General features: G+C 35.8%; 15 protein-coding genes. 11 read left to right on the top strand and 4 right to left on the bottom strand.

Going from position 1 to position 22,681, the window contains the following annotated elements; translation table 11 throughout:
- The first annotated feature begins 70 nt into the window (after nucleotides 1-70).
- The 8 genes from QP953_RS19770 (at nucleotide 71) to QP953_RS19735 (ending at nucleotide 16,104) form a co-directional block, all read left to right on the top strand.
- Nucleotides 71-781: a hypothetical protein gene (locus tag QP953_RS19770; protein WP_309552544.1), complete on the top strand. Its 711-nt coding sequence runs from the start codon at nucleotides 71-73 to the stop codon at nucleotides 779-781.
- Between the two features lie 18 nt (nucleotides 782-799).
- Nucleotides 800-5,176 carry a DUF6443 domain-containing protein gene (locus QP953_RS19765; RefSeq protein WP_309552542.1) on the top strand — a complete coding sequence of 1,459 codons (4,377 nt, stop codon included), beginning with the start codon at nucleotides 800-802 and terminating at the stop codon, nucleotides 5,174-5,176.
- Between the two features lie 23 nt (nucleotides 5,177-5,199).
- Nucleotides 5,200-12,147, top strand: a complete 6,948-nt coding sequence (locus QP953_RS19760; protein WP_309552540.1) for an RHS repeat-associated core domain-containing protein — start codon at nucleotides 5,200-5,202, stop codon at nucleotides 12,145-12,147.
- A gap of 22 nt (nucleotides 12,148-12,169) precedes the next feature.
- Entirely contained in the window at nucleotides 12,170-12,856 is a 687-nt protein-coding gene (locus QP953_RS19755) for a hypothetical protein (RefSeq protein ID WP_309552538.1), read from the top strand.
- Nucleotides 12,857-13,183: 327 nt separating this feature from the next.
- On the top strand, nucleotides 13,184-13,627 hold the full coding sequence (locus QP953_RS19750) for a hypothetical protein (RefSeq protein WP_052593494.1): 444 nt from the start codon (nucleotides 13,184-13,186) through the stop codon (nucleotides 13,625-13,627).
- Nucleotides 13,628-13,775: 148 nt separating this feature from the next.
- Entirely contained in the window at nucleotides 13,776-14,381 is a 606-nt protein-coding gene (locus QP953_RS19745; protein WP_052593496.1) for a peroxiredoxin-like family protein, read from the top strand.
- A 251-nt stretch (nucleotides 14,382-14,632) separates the two neighbouring features.
- A complete protein-coding gene (locus QP953_RS19740; RefSeq protein WP_309552536.1) occupies nucleotides 14,633-15,871 on the top strand; it encodes a peptidase U32 family protein in 1,239 nt (412 codons plus the stop codon).
- A 5-nt stretch (nucleotides 15,872-15,876) separates the two neighbouring features.
- Nucleotides 15,877-16,104: a ferredoxin gene (locus QP953_RS19735; RefSeq protein ID WP_052593499.1), complete on the top strand. Its 228-nt coding sequence runs from the start codon at nucleotides 15,877-15,879 to the stop codon at nucleotides 16,102-16,104.
- A gap of 7 nt (nucleotides 16,105-16,111) precedes the next feature.
- Here QP953_RS19735 and QP953_RS19730 read toward each other — a convergent pair whose 3' ends face one another.
- Nucleotides 16,112-17,458, bottom strand: a complete 1,347-nt coding sequence (locus tag QP953_RS19730; RefSeq protein ID WP_052594259.1) for a transposase — start codon at nucleotides 17,456-17,458, stop codon at nucleotides 16,112-16,114.
- A gap of 102 nt (nucleotides 17,459-17,560) precedes the next feature.
- Nucleotides 17,561-18,397: a hypothetical protein gene (locus QP953_RS19725; protein ID WP_052593501.1), complete on the bottom strand. Its 837-nt coding sequence runs from the start codon at nucleotides 18,395-18,397 to the stop codon at nucleotides 17,561-17,563.
- Nucleotides 18,398-19,071: 674 nt separating this feature from the next.
- Here QP953_RS19725 and QP953_RS19720 point away from each other — a divergent pair.
- Entirely contained in the window at nucleotides 19,072-20,100 is a 1,029-nt protein-coding gene (locus QP953_RS19720) for a DUF3089 domain-containing protein (RefSeq protein WP_309552534.1), read from the top strand.
- Between the two features lie 191 nt (nucleotides 20,101-20,291).
- Here the strand turns inward: QP953_RS19720 and QP953_RS19715 are convergent, their stop codons facing one another.
- Complete coding sequence (locus QP953_RS19715) at nucleotides 20,292-20,765, bottom strand: CYTH domain-containing protein (RefSeq protein WP_309552533.1); 474 nt, start codon at nucleotides 20,763-20,765, stop codon at nucleotides 20,292-20,294.
- 4 nt (nucleotides 20,766-20,769) lie between these two features.
- Complete coding sequence (locus QP953_RS19710; RefSeq protein ID WP_052593510.1) at nucleotides 20,770-21,309, bottom strand: hypothetical protein; 540 nt, start codon at nucleotides 21,307-21,309, stop codon at nucleotides 20,770-20,772.
- 212 nt (nucleotides 21,310-21,521) lie between these two features.
- Here QP953_RS19710 and QP953_RS19705 point away from each other — a divergent pair, with 212 nt between their 5' ends.
- Both QP953_RS19705 and QP953_RS19700 read left to right on the top strand, forming a co-directional pair.
- Nucleotides 21,522-22,292, top strand: a complete 771-nt coding sequence (locus QP953_RS19705; RefSeq protein ID WP_052593513.1) for an SDR family oxidoreductase — start codon at nucleotides 21,522-21,524, stop codon at nucleotides 22,290-22,292.
- 143 nt (nucleotides 22,293-22,435) lie between these two features.
- Complete coding sequence (locus QP953_RS19700; protein WP_052593515.1) at nucleotides 22,436-22,648, top strand: hypothetical protein; 213 nt, start codon at nucleotides 22,436-22,438, stop codon at nucleotides 22,646-22,648.
- The last annotated feature ends 33 nt before the right edge of the window (nucleotides 22,649-22,681 follow it).

Genomic DNA, 22,681 nt, shown 5'->3' with positions numbered 1-22,681 from the left:
TATAAATAGTACAAGTGCTAAATGCTTGTACTATTTATTCCTTTGTTTAATCGAGAATAAATTATATATCATGAAAATAATAAGCTCAATGTTTTGGTGGGGCGTTTGTTTTCTTTTGCTAGGCAATCATACTACTCAAGCACAAGAAAATTTGCTAGAATTGACTCGAAAAGTAACGCAAACAACCAGCATAGCCAATACGAACAATAATGTCCATTTGAAGTATGTTCAAACTTCTACGACAAGAGACCGAATGGATATCCCTCAAACGACAGAGGTTGAAATAAAAAAAAGTGGTAATAAGCAAGTGATGTTGTCAGAACCAATGGAGGTTTATATGGACGACAAAGAAGCTTATGTTGTTTATAAAGAGGCAAAGAAAATCTTTAAGATGAAAGATATTCAAGCTGTAAAAGAACAAATGAGTAGTGCCGATATGTCTAAAGCGATGGAGATGCTTTGGGAAACGGCAAAAATTACAGAAATAACGCCCCAACATTATAAGAATTCAAGGATTCTTAAAGTAATTCCGTCTTCGAAAATGCAAGAAGTGAGTAAGGTGGCACGTGTTGATATTATTTTTGAACGAAGTTCTCAACAACTACAAAAAGTAGTTCTATTTATGGAAGAGAAATCTTATCTCAAAAAAATTGAATTCAAATATTTAATTATAGATCAACACGAACCTGTACAGATTTTTAATTCTGCAAAATCAAAAATCTATGATGCCAGTCAAAAACTATTAAAAAAATACCAAGGTTATACCATCCAAGAAGTCTAATTAAAACTAAAATCTATTATGAAATATATTTCATTGCCCATTGTATTAGTATTGCTGTTTTTTAGTAATACTCAGGGACAAGTACACCAAAGTTGCAGCTCTTTTGCTTGGGGAGATGTAATTAGTTCTCAACAAAATTTGCCAATTAATATCCCTTCTACGATCCATGATAAAGTAAACTATCTGGTTGGAGAGACAGAAGTACAGTTTAAAATTTCCATAGAAAGCAATGGTGTTTATCCCTACGGACGGGGAGATAATTTTTTGCTAGAATTTACCTTGTCAGGGGATATTGTGGATAATAGTAACCATTCTGTATTGGGGAGTGCTATTAACCAATCCATTACCTTGAGCCCAACAGAGCCAGAAGCGATTTTTGTTTCACGAATAGGAGCACCGAATCGAATCAATTTTAATGGTTCAAAAAATCCTTACAATCTAAGTACCAATCAATTGTTTGACATAACGAATTTATTGGTGACGGTAACCAACAGCCAAGGAATGACCATTCCACACGCTATCTTAAAATTTGAAGTGTGTTATAACATGGACTTAAAAAGTTCTGTTGGAACAGGGGTCAATACATCAATGGTTTACTCAACAGTCAACCTAAATAGCATTCCCACCTTAGTACCTAGCAGTGGTTATTATAAATTTGAATGGAATAGTAACCATGTTTACTATCCTAATTATGAGTTTCAATTGTTAAAACTAGAAAATACAATTCTAGATCGACCAGCTAATAACCAAGAGTTGCAAACAGAAGTAGATTGGAATCAGGCATTGTCTTTTGTAATTCCAGAAGAAAAGCTAGCTCAAATCAATGGCATTTATAGTTTGCATTTTAAGCCTTCTGAGGGTACGGGGTATTACCTTTGGAGAATCAAACCAATTGGAAATTATTATGACGGAGGCGTTGCCAATAACCAAAACTGGGGAAGTTGGAACACACCTTTGTATACGGCTGCTTATCTTGCAGGAACCAATACAATTTCCTTGTCAAGTGCTAGTCTTGTATATAACGATTGCTTTTTCTACACAGATGTAGATGAAGACAATAATTACATATACAGCAGAACTTTTACCGAAGATGGGCAAGTGTATGAAAGCATGACTTATGCCGATAAATTATTGCGTCCAAGACAAACACAGAGCTATTTACCAGCCGAAGATAAAACGTTAATTGGGCAATCTTTATACGATCATTTGGGGCGTTCTTCTATTTCTGTCATTCCTGTCCCAGTAGATGGAAAGATGAATGGCTATAAAGAAAATTTTGTTCAAAATCAAGGCGGTGATTTATACGTACAAGAAGATTATGCTAGGGATAATAAAGTCTATGACCCTTCAAAAATTAGTACCAATGGTGCTTATTCTTATTATTCTCCCAATAACCCAGACATCACAATTCCCGATGCAGAAGGTTATCCTTTTACAAGAACATTGTATAGTAACGATGGTTTAAACAGAGTAATCGAGCAATCTGGCATTGGTCAAAAACATATGGTTGGACCTATTTCAAGTGGGAGAGGACGCACAACAAAAACAAACATTCAAGTTAGTGTAGACGATGCTGAGTTGGTTTCTATTTTTGGAATAGAAGCTCCTAATGCCAATCACGTAACTAAGCAGATTGTTATTGACCCGAATGGAACCACTTCTGTTACCTACCTTTCAAAAACAGGGAAAGTCTTAGCAACTGCATTAGCAGCAGCTTATGACCCAGAAGGAACTTATCCACTGACGGAGTTAGACAACTCAACAAGCAATGATTTAGTCATTACCGAATCTTTGGATCTTGGTTCTTATCAAGGCGGTCGTTTTATTTCAAATAAAGAAATTGAACTGGTTCAATCGGTAGGAAATTTACAATTTGAATACCAATCGCCAGGTTGTGGTGTTGGTGGTCAATTGCCACCTTGTTTGAGTGGTCAAAATTGCAGCTACGAAGTTAAGATTAAAGTCGTTAAATTTTTGATTGACCCCAACGATCCTTTGTTTGATATGTTGAATCAAAATGTTACGCAAGAAGTCGTCTATAGCAATGAAACAACACCATTGATTGTACCTACTTGTACCACACAAACAGTTACTACAGGAGTTGCCTTAGAAAGAGGAACGTATATGATTATCAAAGAGGTAAAACCTCTGGGGACAAGCATCCAAGATGCGATTAATACTTATCAAGTACAGGTTGAAAATGAGATTATTACTTATATGAACTTGATAGGACTACTTTTAGATCAAGTTAGCTCAGAATCTGACTGGGTTTATGTGCAACAAGCAGTAGATGAGGTAAACAACTACATGACTCACCAAAATACAACAACATTGGCAACAAATCTAGATGCCATTAGTTTGTTTTCGGGGGTATTGACAGGTTTTGCTTTTAGCGATCTTACCTTTTATTCTGTCAAAAGCCTTAGTTATGACGATGGTCAAACCTCAACGGCTGGCGCTTTTGAAGTCGATAAAATTACCTTGAAGCTGGAGGATTGTTATGGTAATGAAACAACCATAGCTTCAGAGGTGGAAGCCAAAAAAGAAAAATTTAGAATTACACGTTCGGATTATACTTATAATGGAATTGGATATGATTATCCGCCATTTTTAGAATATTTCTTGGAAGAAATTGGACTTGAAATTTACAACGATGCGAGTCAACCCAATAGTATTTTTGCCGATTTCTTTGATGGGTATAAATACTGGAACGGTAGTCAGTGGACACAAATAGACGAAAATTTTGTGTTCGCTTATATCAATGCCTCTTCTACAAATGATTACAAAGTGCTCAATGCAAACCAATTTAATCGTATGGTTTGGCATATGTTTAATGATAAATATTATGGTGGACAGGTTCGCTATGTCGCCAGTGCTGATCCTGATAATATATCTGGTAGCGATGAGTATCAATATTATGATGCCTCTAGCAATACTTGGTTGCAATATGTCAATTCAAGTTTAATGGATTATCAATATGATGTGGAAGAATTAAAATCTTGTTGGGAAAATGTATTTGGAGTGATGAAAAAGATGTTAGATCCAGATGTCCAGAATGCGATTAACAATGGCATATCCAACCATTCAACAGATCCAGATGGTTCCATCAACAATAGCAATGCTGGAGCAGGTTCTTATCAAGATGAGATGAATAAGCGCATACCATGGATTATCAAATTTTTCTTTGGCGATAGTTTAGAAGATCAAATGACAAACGATCAAAATAATGGAGGGGTGCAACCTGTTTTTAGCAGTATTCCTTTAAGTGCCAAACACTTGCCGAAGCAGTTTTTAGAATGCACAGGTTACAAATATGCTAGGATTATAGACCCTGCTTTTGGAGGGACATCAGATTACTCCAATTATGTGAGTACTCTCCCTGCCAATCGCCAACATGGAACGGTCGCAAATATTAGTTTTAATACTTACGATATGCCTTTGAGTGGTACGCCATCTATTTCTTCTGGTGGTTATTTAGGAATTCCTGGTTATGCGGATGAGATGGCAGAGTATTATGGAACGAATGAAAGAGTTGCGCATAATTTGACTTACGATCAACATAGTTTCCCTGCATTTCCATTTACACAAAATCTAGTCTTTGCCTTTAAATATTATGAGTATTGGGGAAGAACATTTAGTCAACCACATCCATGGAATGGTCAAACAGATAAAGCAGGAAATACTTTGACAGTATCGGGCAATTTGAACAAACCGTTGAGTTGCCTAATGTGTGAAGAGAGCTACAGTTATTATGAAACAACAACTAGTGCGTGCAACCAATCGTCTTTTGGCCACGATGAATGGCCTTGGCAACGCAGGAACTTATTCCTACAATGTGCCAAGACCCTAAACAATTCAGGTGATTTGCCCCAAGACGATGATGTTGTAGCGAATGGATCTACTTTAGAAGTTAATAAAAACTGTTCTGAACTTCCTGATTTAGTTCCTATGATAACTGCCTGTGAGAATGATTGTGAATCGAGAAGGGCAGAGTTTCGACAAAAAGTTATTCAAACCTTTGAAAATGCTTGCTATGCAGTAGGGCAATGTTCGGCTCAAAACCCGAATTACATTACCATTGCTGAAATTGATGCTTATGTAGACGAGATTATTGCTGAATGTCAATCTCATTGTGGAATCACAGAAACACATACCCCAATCCAGTGTTTTGATGCCGCTGGAGTGAGTATCCACTATTGCCACGTTGATGTTGGGACAGAATGTGAACTGGTTAATAGGGATATTGCAACCAATTGGCAATTGGAGCTATTTGTCTCTCCTGCGCCAGGATGTCCTAATACGGTTCCAAGTGTTAGTCCATCGATGACACCTTGTCCTAATCCTTCTGTGAACGAAACGGAGGTGATTCAAGTAAGTATTCCAAGTAACCCATAAATAAAACTCTAAAACAATATAACATGAAAACATTTTTGTTTTTTGCTTATTTTTTTTGCTTCAGTACTTTATTGTTTGGGGCACCTGAGCCAACTTTAGATATTACGCATATATGTAATGGAAGTGGAGCAACGATTAATTATTCCTATGAAGGAGAAGATTATTATTTTGGTTGGCATTTTGAAGATGGAGAACCTTTCTTAACCGAGCCAGGTGCAGGAACAATAGAAGATGCGCCTAAGGGGCGACATACGGTAACACTTTACGTTCGAGGAAGAGGTGGTTACCAGAGTTATTCTTACATTATTGATGTCTATGATATTACGCCCACATTTAATTGGGTAGAAGGAAATGCTTGCAATGGAGTAAGTGGAGACGCTACAGCAAAGATTACACTTCACAATTATCATTCTAGCATTAATTATACGGCCTATCTAAAAAATCCAGGTGGACAAGTATTGCTAGCTGCTAATATGACTTCTAGTTCGCATACTTTTACTAATCTACCAACAGGTAACTATCTAGTAGAGGTTCAATCTGATGATGGAGCTTGTAGCCACATAAAAAGTATTGCTATTTATGATGAATACCTTACTGCTACGGTTAGTGCTGATGTCGGAACTTGCCACACTTTGGGAGGAAGCATTACAATTGATTTACCTGATTTTCAAGCAGGAGAAACGTACGATATAAGTGTTGAAAATATTGATAATTTTCAAGTAATTAATTACCAACAAACAACAGGTAACTACACTTTAGCGAATGTAGCACCTGGGAATTATCAAATAACTATTCGTAAAGGAAGTTGTGAAAAAGTACTTACTGCTACAGTAGAAGGAGCTGGTGTGCAAGCCATTACTAGTCTTTATTTGGATGGAGGCTGTTATTGGAAATTCAATGCCGTTATGTTAGGTGGCGCTGTTGCAACCAATTATACTTGGAATTTAGTAGATGCTTCAGGCAATCCAGTAACTACTGGAATTAGTTACCCTACGGTTGAAGGAGATGAAATATATATCCCCACCTCTCATAATTCTGTTGCTGGTACACTCACTGTAACAACAGCAGATGGTTGTACTTATACCGTCAATCTAGAATATCCAAGTACGAATATGTTTTTGACTAGTGGGACACCTAGTCATACTGTAACGGATAATACTTGTGGTGTTTCGGTTGGCTCTATATTAGTAGATTGGTCAATGTTGTCTCCTAATCCTACAATGGCAGTACATGAGGTAAAGCTATATAATGGACCTACTTATCAGACTAGTTTGTACCCTAATGGTGCTAGTGACGTTACATTTACCAATCTTAATGCAGGGACATACACAGTAGAATTACATGCTGGAGGAAATTGCAATAGTGAAGGAATTGTTGAGATTAGTAATATTATTGTAGCGGAAAAAGAACGAACACTTAAAACCTCTAACAAGGTAATTTGTGATAATGGTTCCGTGGCAGAATTGTCGGTTGTGACTTCTCTTGCAGCTAATATATCTTGGGGACCAACAGGAGGTAATCCTATTCCAAATGCTACAGGAGGAACCTATATCGTTCCTTCTCCTCTTATTAGTTCTTCTTATACGGTAACAGTTACAGAGAACGGTTGTACCTCAACAAAAGATTTTGAAATTGCGACAATGAACTTTCCTGGTCCAGACGTGATTAAGCCTATTCGTTGTGGAAGTCCAGGAACTTATCAACTGTGGCTGCCCGGTATAACATCTTCTAACCCAGCCAGCCCTTTTGCGCCTTTTATCGCAATAATAAATGGCGATACTACACCTGTTTTTGGGCATGGACAAGCCTCTCAACCTGTTGAAATTCAAACGCCAGGAACTTATCCAGTTACAATTATTTCCGCTAGTACAGGTTGCCAAATGACTATTCATCCCTATATAGGAACGGCAGGATTGGATGTAGACTTTACAGAGGTAAATCCAAGTAACTGTGTTACTAATAATGGTAGTCTATCTGCTTCGACCAACTCGGGAGTAGGACCCTATACTTATACATGGAGTACAGGAGCACAGACACAAACTATTACAGGCTTGTCTCTTGGCGCCACCTATACGGTTACAATTACAGATGCTGCTAATTGTACAGGCACAGGAAGCTTCACTTTTAACACAGCAGGAGCTTATGGTACATTGATAGTAGGAGAGCCCAATGGACCAGGGTCTATTTGGAATAATGGACCTGCCTGTTCAGATAATGCGACCTTATTGGCTAGTTTTGATGGCGCTAGTCCACCAGGACCCTTAACCTATACTTGGTCGTTATCAAATACTGGAAATGCAGCATTGGCAACAGGCTTTGGAACAGGAACACATAGTGTCACGGTAACGGATGCGAACGGTTGTACTTATACCGCAAGTAAGTATCTTAATGCAGGATGGCAATACCCTTCACCTCAAGAAGTGGAGCAGTATATTGATTGTGCCAATAACCGATTTGGTTTTTATTTTGATTATAATGCTTATTGGGGATGCTCCTCTGTTGATGTCGAAATATATGAGCACGATGCGTCTATAGACGGATCAGCAAGTGGGACAGATGCTTTTAAAACGTTAATTCATACTACAACGGTACAACAGAATGGTTCTCACACAGTATGGGTACCTATGAACAATGCTTTGGATCCGAATACTAGGATTGAACTTCGTTTTGGTAGCTGCTGTAATCAATGGTATTGGCAACCGATACATAATCTTGACTTTTCTTTGCCAGAACCGACCATTACGATTTTGCCAGCGAGTTGTACGAGCTCGGGAGATGTTCAGATTGATTTTCCTGCAACAAGTTATACCGCTCCAAATCAAACTGTTTGGCATGATGGAGTGATTAGCAATCATAGAACAGATTTGCCTGCTGGAACGTATATGGTGAATATGCAGCATCAACAAGGTTGTAGTCAACAAGAACTAGTTCATATTCCTGGTGCTAGTGGAAATCCTCACTTAATCCAAGCAAATTCTTGTCAACAGAGCATTAGCTTAGCCGCCAATAACATTACGGGAGGAACTGCAAACTACACTCTTAAAGTGAATGGAGTTCCTACGGCTGTTGGAACGACATTAACAGGCATAGGCAGTTATACGCTAGAAATTACAGATGCCAATGGATGCGTGGGAACGGAACAGCTTACGATCTATGAGGAAACGTATAACGCAACGGCTCAAACAACGGCTCCTTCTTGTGAGTTGACGGATGGAAAAATTAAGTTGCATGTTAATAATAATGTAAGTGGAATTACTTCTTATGAGTGGACTGGTCCTGGAGCAAGCTCTTATACAGGGCATACGCTAAATGGTTTGGTTGCGGGGAACTATACGTATACCGTTACAGACAACAGAGGTTGTCAACTAAGCAACTCTGTGACCTTACCAACCAATACAACAATTTCTTTAGGATTGTTTGGGGGGTGTTTGCCACAAGTGACCAATATTACAGGAGGAACCGCTCCTTATCAGCTAGCTTTTGAGGCAGATTTAACACAAAATCCTAATCCAACACAAACTTCATTTAATCTAATATTGGATGGAAATACAACCTATCCTTATGATTTGAATGCGTTAGATCAAGGTGCTTATAATGTGTATGTGACAGATAAGCATGGTTGTCAAGTTGGTCCTTATGCCTTGAATACCTTGCCAACACCTGCACCTACTCGGAATCTAAGTTTGTTGCACATGCGTTGGAAGCGACAAGAGGTGACCGCCACCACTACCAACAATTACAAGGAAGCGGATGTCATCAAAGATGATTTGGCGAAACAAAGTCAGAACTTTTTAGATAATTTAGATGCTTTGGATGGTTTGGCAGATCATTGTGAACGCCAAACAACCGATCAACTAGACGCTCAATTTGAGCAGAGTTTGCACCATTATACCTTATATTATTACAATGTAAAAGATCAATTAGTCCGTACCGTACCGCCTGCTGGTGTTGATTTTATCAACAACAATACAGGAACAGACTTGAATGACTTACTTGCTTTTAGACAAGGAACAGGACCTCAACCAAGTAAGTTGATTCCCAACCACCATCAGGTGACGCAGTACGACTACAACGCTTTGGGGCAAATGGTCAAAACCAATACGCCTGATAAGGGAATTGGAACGTCTTTGTATACAGAAGATGGTTTGGTGCGTTTTGTACAAGATGCAAAACAGGCAGCGGCAGCCAATCCTACATATTCTTATACTCTGTACGATGATTTAAAAAGAGTGATTGAGGTAGGAGAAATGTCTTGTGCTACTCTATTGACGCAAGCAGATGTCGATGCGCTCAATTTGGATCAGCTACCTGCTTCTAGTACAAAAGACGAGCATGTCAAGACTTTTTATAGTATTCCACACAAAATAGCAGGGACTCCTATTGCCTATTACGGTTTATTTAATAAACAACAACGTTATTTGAGAAATAATGTCTCTTATACAGAAAGTCATCAAAATGGAGTTGTTGTAACGACTTCTTATAGTTATGATGTACACGGAAATGTAGAATGGATTCGTCAAGATATTCCTGGTTTGGGAGAAAATTACATTGCTTATGATTATGATTTATTAACAGAAACGATAAAACAGATTCGCTATAACGAATATTCAGAAGATCGTTTCTTTCACAAATATACTTACGATGAACAAAAACGGTTAAAAGAAACCTATACCTCTAGAGATGGAATTATTTGGGATAAAGATGCGAATTACAATTACTATGCGCATGGTTTGTTGAAACGAACAGAATTAGGTGAGGACAAAATTCAAGGCTTAGATTATATTTACACCATTCATGGTTGGATAAAATCGGTTAATAATCCATTGATGGATCAATATGGTCTAGATCCTTCTGATCCGAATACCAATGATGTTGGGAAAGATGGTTATGAGAATATCTTTATGAAAGATGTTTTTGGTTTTACCTTAGGTTATTATGAAGGTGATTTTACGAGGGATGGTTTGGATAACTTGATCACGTATAGTTCTCAACAGTTGTATAATGGCAATGTTTCTTCTTGGTCAAATGGAACAAATGTAGAAGCTTTAGCTCAATCATTACCTGGATTCCCTTCTCCAAATAGAGAAAGTATTACTCAACGTGATTTTACATATGACGAGGTCAATAGAATTAAGACCAGTGACTTTTTAGTTTCTAATACGCCTTTGGGAGATGAGAATTTTCCAGCGATGTTTGTTGTTCCTAACAAGTACAGTACAAGTTATTCTTACGATGGAAATGGAAATCTTCAAGAGCTAAGTCGTTATGGTGATAATAATTTAATTGATGCCTTAACGTATAATTATGGCGCAAATGATTTTAAAAATCGTTTGAATAGTGTTGAAGATGGACAAGGTAATCAAGGAGTAGGGGATTTAGAAGCTCTACAATCGTACTTATACGATGAGATTGGTAATTTGACAAGAAGCACAACTCCTATTGCTGCTAGTGGAACGACTGAAATAATGAACGTTTATTGGCGTGTGGATGGAAAGGTAGACTATGTCACAGTGGCCAATGGGGGGAATACTAGTCAACTCAACTTCCTATATGATGCTACTGGAAATCGGGTTGCCAAGGTATGGGATCCTAATATAGCCAATCCTAATGATGAAATTACTACGTATCATGTTCGAGATGCTTCTGGAAATATCCTTGCAACCTATGATAAAACATACAATGGAACTGCCTTTGAAAAAAGCTTAAAAGAGAGAACGCTTTTTGGTAGTCAGCGTTTAGGAATTGATAAAAAAAGCATTACTTTTATAGGAACACAAGATATTGTTCGATCTGGCACTTCTATTTTGGAAGGTTTGCAAACTCGTACAATAAGTGACAAGCTCTTTGAATTATCCGACCATTTAGGAAATGTTACTACTACAGTATCTGACTACAAATTAAAGACGGGAACAGGGTATGAAGCTAATTTGTTGAGTTATCAACAGTATTATCCTTTTGGATGGACGATGCCTGAACGACAAGCGAATGTTGGGAATTATCGTTTTGGGTTCAATGGTAAAGAAAATGATAGAGAAGAATGGGGGAATCAATTGATTCAAGATTATGGATTTAGGCTTTATAATCCTGCTATTGGGAAGTTTCTTAGCGTTGATCCATTGGCTCCTGAGTATCCTGAACTTACCCCTTATCAATTTGCATCGAATCGACCTATACAGGGAATAGATTTAGATGGTCTAGAATTTCTTAATAGTATAATTAAGAAAGCGTCATTGAAAGGTCTAAAAAAGGTAACAGCTAATTTCATACAAGAAGAAATAAAAGATAGATTGGGTGCCTATGCATCCAAGAAATGGGCAAAACAATTAATATCTGATGCTGATAAAGCCTTATCTGTTACAACAGATTCTTGGCTTGAAACTATTGGCGAATTTATAATAGAGTGTATTCCTTATGCTGGACCTACTTACTCTATTTATGATTTAGGAAAGGAGTCCGAGAAATTGGCTAGTGCTTTACAAAAAGTTGAAAAAATAGGTACTAAAGTTATTGGGATTGTTAATGCTATAAAAAAAGCAGCAACAAATAAGAATGGACTTGCTAAATTCAATGGTAGAACTTATAATAAGTTTGGAAATGATGTGACAGACCTTGGAAAAGTAAATAATCGTTACCCTATAAATGGGAGAAAGTATGCAGGAGGGAATTATCAGTTGAGTGGTGCTTTAGGTGAAAAGTATAAAAAAGGAGTTAATTTTTCAGATGCAGGATTTCCAGATTTTTCACCTTATGCATTAAAGAAAAATGGAAAAGCTATAGAAATAAATGTAGGATTGAATGGTACTAATGCTGATATATATGAAGCTGGTAAGATTTATAAGCAAAAGTATGGTAAAGAAGCTCCCTCTAATTACACCTTTCATCATGTGGAACACACAAATAAAGTTATATTGGTTCCTACGGATTTGCATAGTGCAGTAAAACACACAGGTGGAAACGCTACAGGTAAATAGAATTTATAAAAATATGGTAATTATGAGAGAAGAATATTTTTGGATTTTATATGAAAATAAAGAATTTGATAAGTTGCAAAGAGCTTTTGATAATGGATTGACATTTGAATTTGATATTGAAGATGCAATATTGCAGGCTTCATATGCTGATGACTATTCTTTAATGTATTTTTTATGGAAAAATGGAGCAAAAGCAGAAACTCCATATATTGAAAAAATATTTGAAAAGTTCAAAGTTGGCGAATTGCAATATAAGAATAAAGAAAGTTTTTTTATTAGAGAAGACAATATAAAAGACTTATCAAAAAAAAATATTGTTGCAAGCTTGGATATAATTAAAGTCTTTTATTCAATAACAAAAAAAATAGAAGAAGAACAAGACAGAGAGATTGAAATAGAAATACAATTTGAGCCTTTTTTGTATCAAGGTCAAAAAACTATTTGGGAAGTAAATTTCGTAGGAGTAGTGAATTTGAAAATAGAAAAAAAAATATTTTCTTCTCAAGGCTATTTTTTTAAAGAGGGAGATGTTGAAAGCTCTTCTGTGTATATAAAATCTGTTCATTCGCCTGTTGATTTAAGATGGATAAAGATAGATAAAGAAAGAAGTACTATCGAATTAGAGATATTATTTGATTTTGAGTATGAAAAAACAGGCTTAAAGAATCAACCTTTAAAACTTAAGGAAGCTTTGGATATATACAATTAACAAGATGTAATTATATTATTAACGATGTAAGAATTATTATTCTAAATTTGATCTTGTTGGATTTATGTTTAGATGAGGCTGTCTGATTTTATTTTTCAGACAGCTTCATTTTTCTTAAGAAAACCCTAGAAATTTAAATAAAAGGAAGAAAAACTATTTCATTGCAAGTATTTTGTCCTAGTCTGTTCAAAAATATATTGAATAGATTTTTGAATGCTGAAAAATTAGTATTTATTGTGACAGGTTGCACGATTGTGACAATACACCATAAAACAACTTTCATTTTAGGAATCAATCACCTTTGTCTGTTCTAAGTACGTTTATTGCATGAAAAAAAATAAGAATATAGAGCCTAGTCCTGCATTTTATAACTTTCAAGTTTATGATATTGAAGAAAATAGCACTTGGAAAGAGGGGATTAATTCGAGCTTGTCGATTGTTGTTCTGCTGAAAAATGCGACTACAGAGGATTTGAATTTATTAGGAAAAATTTTCCAAGCTGTTGGAAGAAATATAGAAGAAGAGGTTTGTGTGATTAACACGCTTACAACGGTTTCTTATAAAGAATTAGCAACACTTTTTCATTTAGAAAAAGTACTTGTTTTTGGTATCCATCCAAAAGAATTTGGGTTGCATTTGAATATTGACATTTATCAGACATTCATTTTTCAGGAGGTACAGTTTTTGTTCTCTGACACGTTGCAAGTTATTGCCAGTAATTTACCCAAGAAAAAATTACTCTGGGCGCAATTGCAAGCCATGTTTAAGTAGGTTCCTAATAGCGTGTAAAGAGGTAAAACCCTAAATTATTGTTAAAAACTTGCAATTTTAGACCAATTGGTCTAGTTTAGATGTTCTTAAGAAAGAGTAATCCTCAATTATTGTTATTTTTTATCTTTACTTATACTAACTCATTTTTATGAAAAATGTAATCCTATTATTATCTAGTTTGCTATTGTTTTTGGGCACTACTGAATTATCTGCTCAAAAACTATCTAAAAATGTCAAAGTACCCAATATCAATACGGTAGATGCGGTTGGCAATAAAATAAAACTTCAAAACCTGTTGAAGGAGAATAAAAAAGTCTTGATTTGTTTTTTTAGACCTGTTTGGTGCCCAATTTGTAACAAGCGAACGCACGAATTGATTGAGCGTTACGAAGATTTGAAAAAGAAAGGCATCGAAGTTGTTGCTATTTATCCGAGCAACCAAGAAACAATGGCTCAATATGTTAAAGATGCCAAAATACCGTTTCCTGTAATTTCTGACCCTGACGAAGTAATTTATAAGGAGTATGCTATTGAACGTTCGATGCAAAAAGTAAAAGCTTCATTGGGCAAAGATGATGTCAAAAAGGTTTATATGCAAGGCCAACAGCTTTATGCAGGAAAATCATATCCCAAAAAGGGAGAAAAATATGATACTATTATCAATGCTGATTTTTTAGTAGGTGCTAAACGAACGCTAGAAGTTGCCTATTATGGGGACTATGTAGGCGACCATTATAGTTTGGATAAGTTGTAATCGCCTATTATTATAACTTTATCTATGCTACTTTGTAACTTGATTACATGGTAGCTTTTTTTTGTCTATTAAGCAACAGTATGGAATTTTTACTAAAAAAAAACAAAGTCTCGAAGAAGTATTGTCGCTTTCATAATAGAATTTTGGTGAAAATTAACGAACTTTGCACTTCAGTTTGCCATTTGCCCAGATAAAGCACTTATATAGGCTGTCAAAAAGTGGTAACAATCGTAAAAATAAAAAGAAGAGTAATGATAGAATTAATGGCGCCAGCTGGCAATTTTGCTGCGATGCAAGCAGCTATAGATGCAGGAGCAGATTCAGTATATTTTGGAGTAGAGCAATTGAGCATGAGAGCTCGCTCTACTATGAATTTTACATTAGATGATTTAGAAGAAGTGGCAGCACGTTGTGCTCCAAAGAATGTAAAAACATATATAACCCTAAATACCATCATTTATGATCATGATTTAGGCTTGGCTAAAAAAATTGTAGATCGAGCAGTAGCAGCAGGTATTACGGCTATCATTGCGTCGGATCAAGCAGTTATTCAGTATGCCAAATCTAAAGGAATGCCCGTTCATATTTCAACTCAACTGAATGTGACGAATATAGAAACGGTACAATTTTATAGTCTTTTTGCAGATGTCATGGTTCTTTCAAGAGAGTTGTCTGTGCGTCAAGTACAGAAAATCGTAGAAGGAGTTAAAAAAGATGGTATAAGAGGACCTAGTGGTGAATTGGTTCGTATTGAAATTTTTGCACATGGTGCCTTGTGTATGGCTGTGTCTGGCAAATGTTACTTGAGTTTGCACACACAAAATTCGTCGGCAAACCGTGGTGCTTGTATTCAAAACTGCCGTCGAAAATACCGTGTTGTTGATATAGAAGGAGGGCATGAGTTGGAAATCGACAATGAGTATATTATGTCACCAAAAGATTTGTGTACCATTGATTTCTTGGATCAAGTAATTGCGACAGGAGTTAGTGTATTAAAAATCGAAGGTCGTGGTCGTGCTCCTGAATATGTGAAAACGGTTATAGAATGTTATCGCGAAGCTATTGATGCTTACTATGCAGGAACATACAATCAAGAAAAAATTGATGACTGGATGGCTCGCTTGGCAAAGGTGTACAACCGAGGTTTTTGGAGTGGATACTACTTGGGACAGGAAATGGGAGAGTGGACAAAGAAGCATGGTTCTTCTGCACAACAAAAGAAGGTGTTCTTAGGAAAAGGAATTCATTATTACCCAAAAGCAAAAGTAGCTCACTTTGATATTGATTCTTATAGCTTAAAAGTTGGCGATAAAGTCGTTATTATAGGTCCTACTACTGGAGTTGTAGAAACGGAAATCACAGAGTTGATGGTTAACAGTCAAAAAGTAAATGAAGCAACAAAAGGAATGGATTGTACTTTTCCTTTGGAGCAATTAATTAGAAAATCTGACAAGCTTTATAAGCTTGTAGATGTAGAAGTTGAAGCATAATTAATATGGTAACGATCTCTTTACAACGAGCAAAATGCATTGGTTGCAATTATTGCTGTGAAATGGCTTCTGACCGTTGGGCGATGTCTAAAAAAGATGGTAAAACGGTATTAATAGGAAGTGAAAATAAGCGAGGTTTTCATATCGTAAAGGTTGGAGACCATGAATATGAAGATAATAAGCGAGCAGAAAAAGCTTGCCCCGTCAATATTATAAAAGTAGTATCGGTATAAACATGAGTCATCCCGAATTTTGTAATAGAGCAAAGAGAGAAAAAATACAAACGGAGATGGCAGCTCTAAGACGGTAAATCGGTATGGAAGTATTTCTATACCGATTTCCTGTTCGATGTCCCCAGTTTCGGAGGAAAAGGTTGACCCAAGTTCTCCAATTTCGAAGTAGAGTTAAAAGAAAATCATAAACCAAAGCAACGATAGCTAATAACTTAAGCTTGTTTTCCCAAAACCACAATCTAGGAGATTCCATTGCTAACTCTGTTTTACAGAAACGAAAAGATTGCTCAATTTCCCAGCGATGCATATAGCTATTCGCCATTTCCCAAGCAGTTCTGGCATTTGTAATGATTACAGAAGTCAGAAAATAAATAGGAGGAGTCTGTCTTTTTTTGTCTCTAAGAATAACTAAATATAAGGGAATATCGGGTAACTCTGGATGAAAGACTTCTCCCCATGCTATAGTTGCAGAACGTTGCTCTTTTCGTTCCTTGTCATAAATTAATCTAGGTTTTTTTCCTTTAAATGAACGGGCTAATAAATGTGTTTTCTTCTTTCCTTTTTTCGTAGCGATAAGTAGATGATTTTTCTTCCAACGGATCAGAAAATCTTGTTGGAAATGTAACATATGCTCTACTGTCCAGATATTTGCATATCCTCTATCCAAAACATGTAGAACTCCTGTATTTAATTCCTTTTTTAATCGTTTTAGCATACGAAAAATGATATTAGTAGCGAGTTCTTTATGCTTGCCTCTTGTTGTCCACCAAGTCATTTGACAAACACTTGGCACTCCTCCTAGGCAAGACAACATCGTAGCTGTCCACTTATAGCCAGGGACACATATTCTGCTACTTGGTGGTCGGTAAAAACCGCGTTTAATTTTTGTTAATCGCTTGCCTTTACTACTCCAGACACTACACAATCCTTCACTCCACCAACTTTCTGGCTTTTCTAAACGAGAATCATCCCATAACAACAAAGGGCGTTTTCCTTCTTTTTGCAAGCTGGCAATACGCTCTTTTGTCTTCTCAAACAAATAGTCTTTTATTAACTTGTGTTCCCATTTTTTGCTCCTTAACAAGTTGCTTATTCGCTTTGTCCCTGCTGGTGCCTTCCGAAATCCACAAATGTACCCGCCTAACTCACTTAAAAGTAAACCGCTACTCTTATTTCTTAATATCAGTATGGAAATGAATAGATTATAAAATGTTCTAACCAAACGGCTATCTATTTGCTCATCTAGTTTTATCAGTAATCCTTCTAAGTATTTAGAACTTTTTTTCAAAAGAAAATTGTCGGCACCATTTATTTTTCCTTTTTCTATTTTATCTTGTAAGTATGTTTTATACATAAAAAAACTCTTGTCGTTTTGGAATTGTCGTTAATCCCAAATTTACGCAAGAGTTTTTATTTTTTTGTCATCTCATAAATTCGGGATGACTCATGTTTATGTTTAAAAGCGAATCACGCCAGTCAAAAGTAATACAACCAATAGAGCAATGACCAATAAGAGCCCTTCCATTAGAAGAATGGGTAGCGATATGGGACGAATTGGTTTTAGTGGAGGTTCTTTGGACGCTTCTCGCAAACGATTAACAATCGTGTCAATACTTTCGTAATGTTCCATTGTTGGATTGACGGCACGAGTTGGATCAATAGGAATCATATTAGCAGCAGGCAAAGCATCTTTGATGCTAACCAATTGATTTTGAAGTTGTGTTTCTAGTTGCTCTAATTTTTGGTTTAGAGTGTCAACAGCTGTTTCTAAAGGATTTTCTTGCTTGGCATCAACCTGTGTTAGTTGCAAAAAATCTCCCTCTGTCAGTCCATTTTGAAGTGCATTTTCATTTAAGTCTAATAATTTATCCCCTTTTTGCAGGTGCAAAATACCATCGACACCTTGCACAAAATTCTTTTCAGAAGCTTGTTGTATTATGCTACTTAAAGGGCTATCCTTAGGGAGTTGAATATCTAAAATTAAAGGCTCTGTAGGGTGTTTAATTCGAAGAGAAATTTCTTTTTGAGCTGGAATTATTTCTGGTGCATCATCTTTGTGCGCTATAATTTTTATCACAGCACCATCGTAGAGTTCCTGAATCTCGTCAAAAGTCATCTGACGTTCTAGTGCTTGTCCCATTAATTCAAAATCATATCCATTTTTATTCTCGTTGATAAAACCACTCAAAAGAAGATTGTTGATCATTTCTTCAACGGTAAAAGAACCATCAATGTCTACATTCAATGTAGTTCCATATTGTGGATGCATGAAATTTAAATTATATTCTATCATTGGGCTATGTGTTATTTATAAATAGACTATACTCAAAAAAAAGCTTGTTGGTTTCTAGCATTACTCCGTTGGAAAATCGTATTAGTTTAGCTTCGCTGCTACTACGTGGTACTTCGTGAGCGCTACGCTTTTAGTTAGCTGCACTGCTACTAAGTAGTATTGCATGAATGCGATTATTAGTAAGATGTAATTTTGCTCTAAAAAAAACTAAAAAATCAATGGAGGATTATTTCTAGAATAATGGATTTTAAATAAATATAAAAGTTTAGTCAAAATACTAAAAAAAGGGAAGACTAAAAAGTAGTCCTTGATTGATTTTTATGCTTTAGGTAGAAAAATTAAAAAGTTTCCTTTATTAAATTCGTTGTTTGGCAATAAGGAGTATAAAGTGTCTGCTCAAAATTTAAAACAGCAATTTAAAAAATATAGTTCCTTCATAGAACGGATTACAAATGGAGTTAGAAAAGCTTTTTATTGCAATGTTCAAACGAACTTTAGTATCTTTAGTTTGCATTTCAATTAGAGGAATTTGAACAGAATAGATCTTATGATTGTTTATTACACATTTATTCTTTTTATTACTACAAGGTGCTTTGTGAGTACGCTACAGCTGATTACCAATACGAAGTATTCTATTTTATAACAGCAAAATTATTTTACCGATTCATAAAACTATGCAAATTGTTACTTTAACGACTACAATACTTTTTCTTTTGTTTGCAACGACTTCTTACACACAAACTAAAATTGAAGCCTTTGGTCAAGTTCCTCAGCCCGCTCGACCCGATTATTCCAAACTAGAAAATTGGGCAGCACATCCTAGTAAAAAGGACAAAGCAGATAAAATTCCTAGACCATTAAAAACGGAATTAACCAATTTACCAGATAAAGTAGACGTCTTCTTTGTACATCCAACCATTTTTACAGAGACTCCCCAAAATGAATATTTGTGGAATGCTGCTGTAGAGGACGATAAAATGAACAAACAGGTAGACAAAACAACAATCAAATTACAAGCAAGTATTTTTAATCAAGCAGGAAAAGTATATGCTCCAAGGTATCGTCAAGCGCACATTCGTAGTTTTTTTGAACCATACACTCAAGAAGGAAATAAGGCCTTGGATTTGGCTTACGAAGATGTAAAAAATGCGTTTGAGTATTATTTAAAAAACGAAAACAAAGGGCGACCGTTTATTTTGGCGGGGCATAGCCAAGGAGCAAGACACCTAAAACTATTGCTTAAAGAATGGTTTGATGGAACGGATTTGTACAAGCAGCTAATTGCAGCTTATATTGTAGGATGGGGGGTAGAAGAAGGAACCTATGAGTCCATTCCTTTAGGAACAGAACCAGAACAGACGGGATGTTTTGTAACTTGGAGAACTTATAATCGTGGTTATATGCCAGATTGGATTCAAGATGAAGATGTTTGTGTAAATCCTTTGACTTGGAAAGCAGATACTACTTATGCTCCTTACAGTGCTAATGAGGGAGCAATATTGTTAGGTTTTAATATACTGAGAAAAAAATTGTTTGATGCACAAGTACATGGTCCTGTGTTGTGGGTCGGAAAGCCTAAAATGTTTTTAGGAGGACTCTTTCAACGAGATAATTATCATGTAGGAGATTTTAATTTATTTTACCTAAATGTTCGAAGAAATGCTATTCTTAGAGCAAGAACCTTTTTAGAGCAAAATGAATAGTTAAGGATAAATTAGGGGGAACATATTTTATCCATCAACAGTATATTTATACTATGAGAAAAATACCATTAATAAGATTTGACTAAGCAATAGCTATTGGGGGATTTAGGAATGCCTGTTTCACAAATAGCTAAAAAAAATGGGTGTTACAGAGGATAAAGTAGAGGAAGTAATAAATCGTCGAAGCTAGTTTATGACCAGTTTTTGAAAGGATGTAGGACTAAATTAGAGTTAAAATAACGCTGGTCATGGGAAACTTCTTCTTGTATCCATAGAGGAAGTTCGATAGATTGGTTTTCTGTATCGAGTTCTACTTCTGCTAAAATCAAGCCTACATTGTCTCCTTCAAACTCATCAACTTCCCAAGTGAGATCATTTACTGTTAAGACATACCGTTTTTTTCTAATAATAGAACCTTGGCATATTTTCAGCAATTCCATTCCTTCAGCCAATGGAATGGTATATTCAAATTCTACTCTAGAGATTCCTTGACTTTTGCCTTTAATGGTTAATAAAGCTTGCTCTTTTTGGATGCGAATACGAACGGTACGTGCTGGATCTAAAGATAAATACCCTTGAGAAAGCTCCATGCAGGTAGCTTGGGATTTGGCTTTTTCCCAAGCTTCTAGTTGTACCAAATATTTACGTTCTATTTCTACCCCCATATTGTTAAAATTTATAAATATAATGCTTTAAAAATACCTTTTTTCCTTTTGGAGTTAAGGCATGATCTGTAAAATCTAGTTCGACACCACTAAGTACTTCTAAAACAGGGCGTTTGTGTGGGCTTAAAATAATGAGACTTTTGCTGTGTTGAAATAACTGGATGGTCAAAGGATACAGTTTTTGTTCTTCACAGAGATGCATAGCAAAACTACAGATGATAGAACTGTAATTACCTTCTAGTTTCCCTTTAATAACATCATCAAAAGACCAACGATAGCATTTTTGTTTTAAATTTTTTTCATACAATTGATGTGTATAAGGGTCACTTCCTGTCATATTAGAATATCCCATTTCTTTTAAAATCCAACTTACTTCTCCACCTCCTGCACAAAAGTCTAATACGGTACTATAGTCCAACTTATCTTCATTATTAATAATGAGTGTTTCGATTTGTTGATTATGAGGGTTTTGGTATTGATGACCATAATCTTTGTAGTATTTGTCAACTCCCAATTGTTCGTATAATTTTCTAATTGGTTTCATAGTTAAGTAAGCTGAAAAAGTATCCAGAAAATAACATTGTTTTGAAAGAAGTATTGCCCTATTTTTTAGACGACAAGAATAAAAAATATGGAGAAAATAGAAGCGCTTTTGGATAAAGCTATTGATACTTTTAGTATCTTAATTTTAAACAAAAATAATTAAAAATTAGCGGACTGTTAAGGTCTATTGCACATTCCTAAAAAAAGAAATTCATGTTTGCTCAGAATTTATTAAAAGATAAAGTCATTTTAGTCACAGGAGGAAGAAGTGGCATTGGTTATAAGATAGCGGCGTCTTGTTTATCGTATGGTGCTACTGTTTATATTACTTCTAGAAATCAGGAAAAATTAGAAGTAGCAGCTAAAGAACTTGGTAAAAGTGGTTCCTGCTACGCTATAGCAGGAGATATTCGGAACATAGATCGTGTAAAAGAAATAGCAGCGCAGATACAACAAAAATCTGGTCGCTTAGATATTTTGATCAATAATGCAGGAGGGCAATTCCCTTCTCGAGCACAGGATATCAGCCCAAATGGTTGGAATGCCGTGATCAATAATAATCTAAATGGTACTTGGTATATGACACAAACAATGGCAAATACATTTTTTATTCCTCAAAACAAAGGGAATATTGTTAACATTATAGCTAATGTGTATCGAGGTTTTCCTGGAATGGTACATACTGGTGCAGCAAGGGCAGGGGTAGACAATATGACAAAAACTCTAGCCGTAGAGTGGAGTCGCTATCAAATCAATATTAATGCAATTGCACCAGGAATTATTAAGTCAACAGGATTAGAGCAATACCCACCAGAATTACTAAAAGATGTCAGTAATCGAATTCCTCTTAAGAGACTTGGAACTACTCAAGAAGTTGCAGATTTGACGGTTTTTTTAATGAGTCCTATGGCTGCTTTTATTACAGGAGAAACAATTTATATTGACGGAGGGCAACGACTATGGGGAGATGTTTTTGAGTTTTAACAAAAATTATTGGGAGATTAGTACCAAAGACTACAGAACTATTTTTATTTTAGAGGACAACTGAACTACTTTTCAACTATCTATCTAAAGGTGACCCAGAGAACTTAGCAATCAAATCACAGAACCACACAAACCGCCCGATTATGAGAAACTCTAATGCAGGTAGAGATCACCAGTTATTATCTGAAGCATCTTTTTTATACATTATTGCAGGCTTACTTCTTTTTATTTTTCTAATTAGTTGCACGTCTGAAAAAAACTCCAATCAAACACCAGCAGAAACTTTATCTGATTCAACAACTATTTCAACTATCAAGGATACTATTTCGAAAAAAAAAAGAATATATCTTAGTTAAGGTTGATCACCTAAGAGTAAGAGATCGTCCTAG

Source organism: Aureispira sp. CCB-E (assembly GCF_031326345.1).
Taxonomy (GTDB): Bacteria; Bacteroidota; Bacteroidia; order Chitinophagales; family Saprospiraceae; genus Aureispira.
The sequence above is the reverse complement of the archived record's forward strand: the minus strand, read 5'-3'. Positions and strand labels throughout refer to the sequence as shown.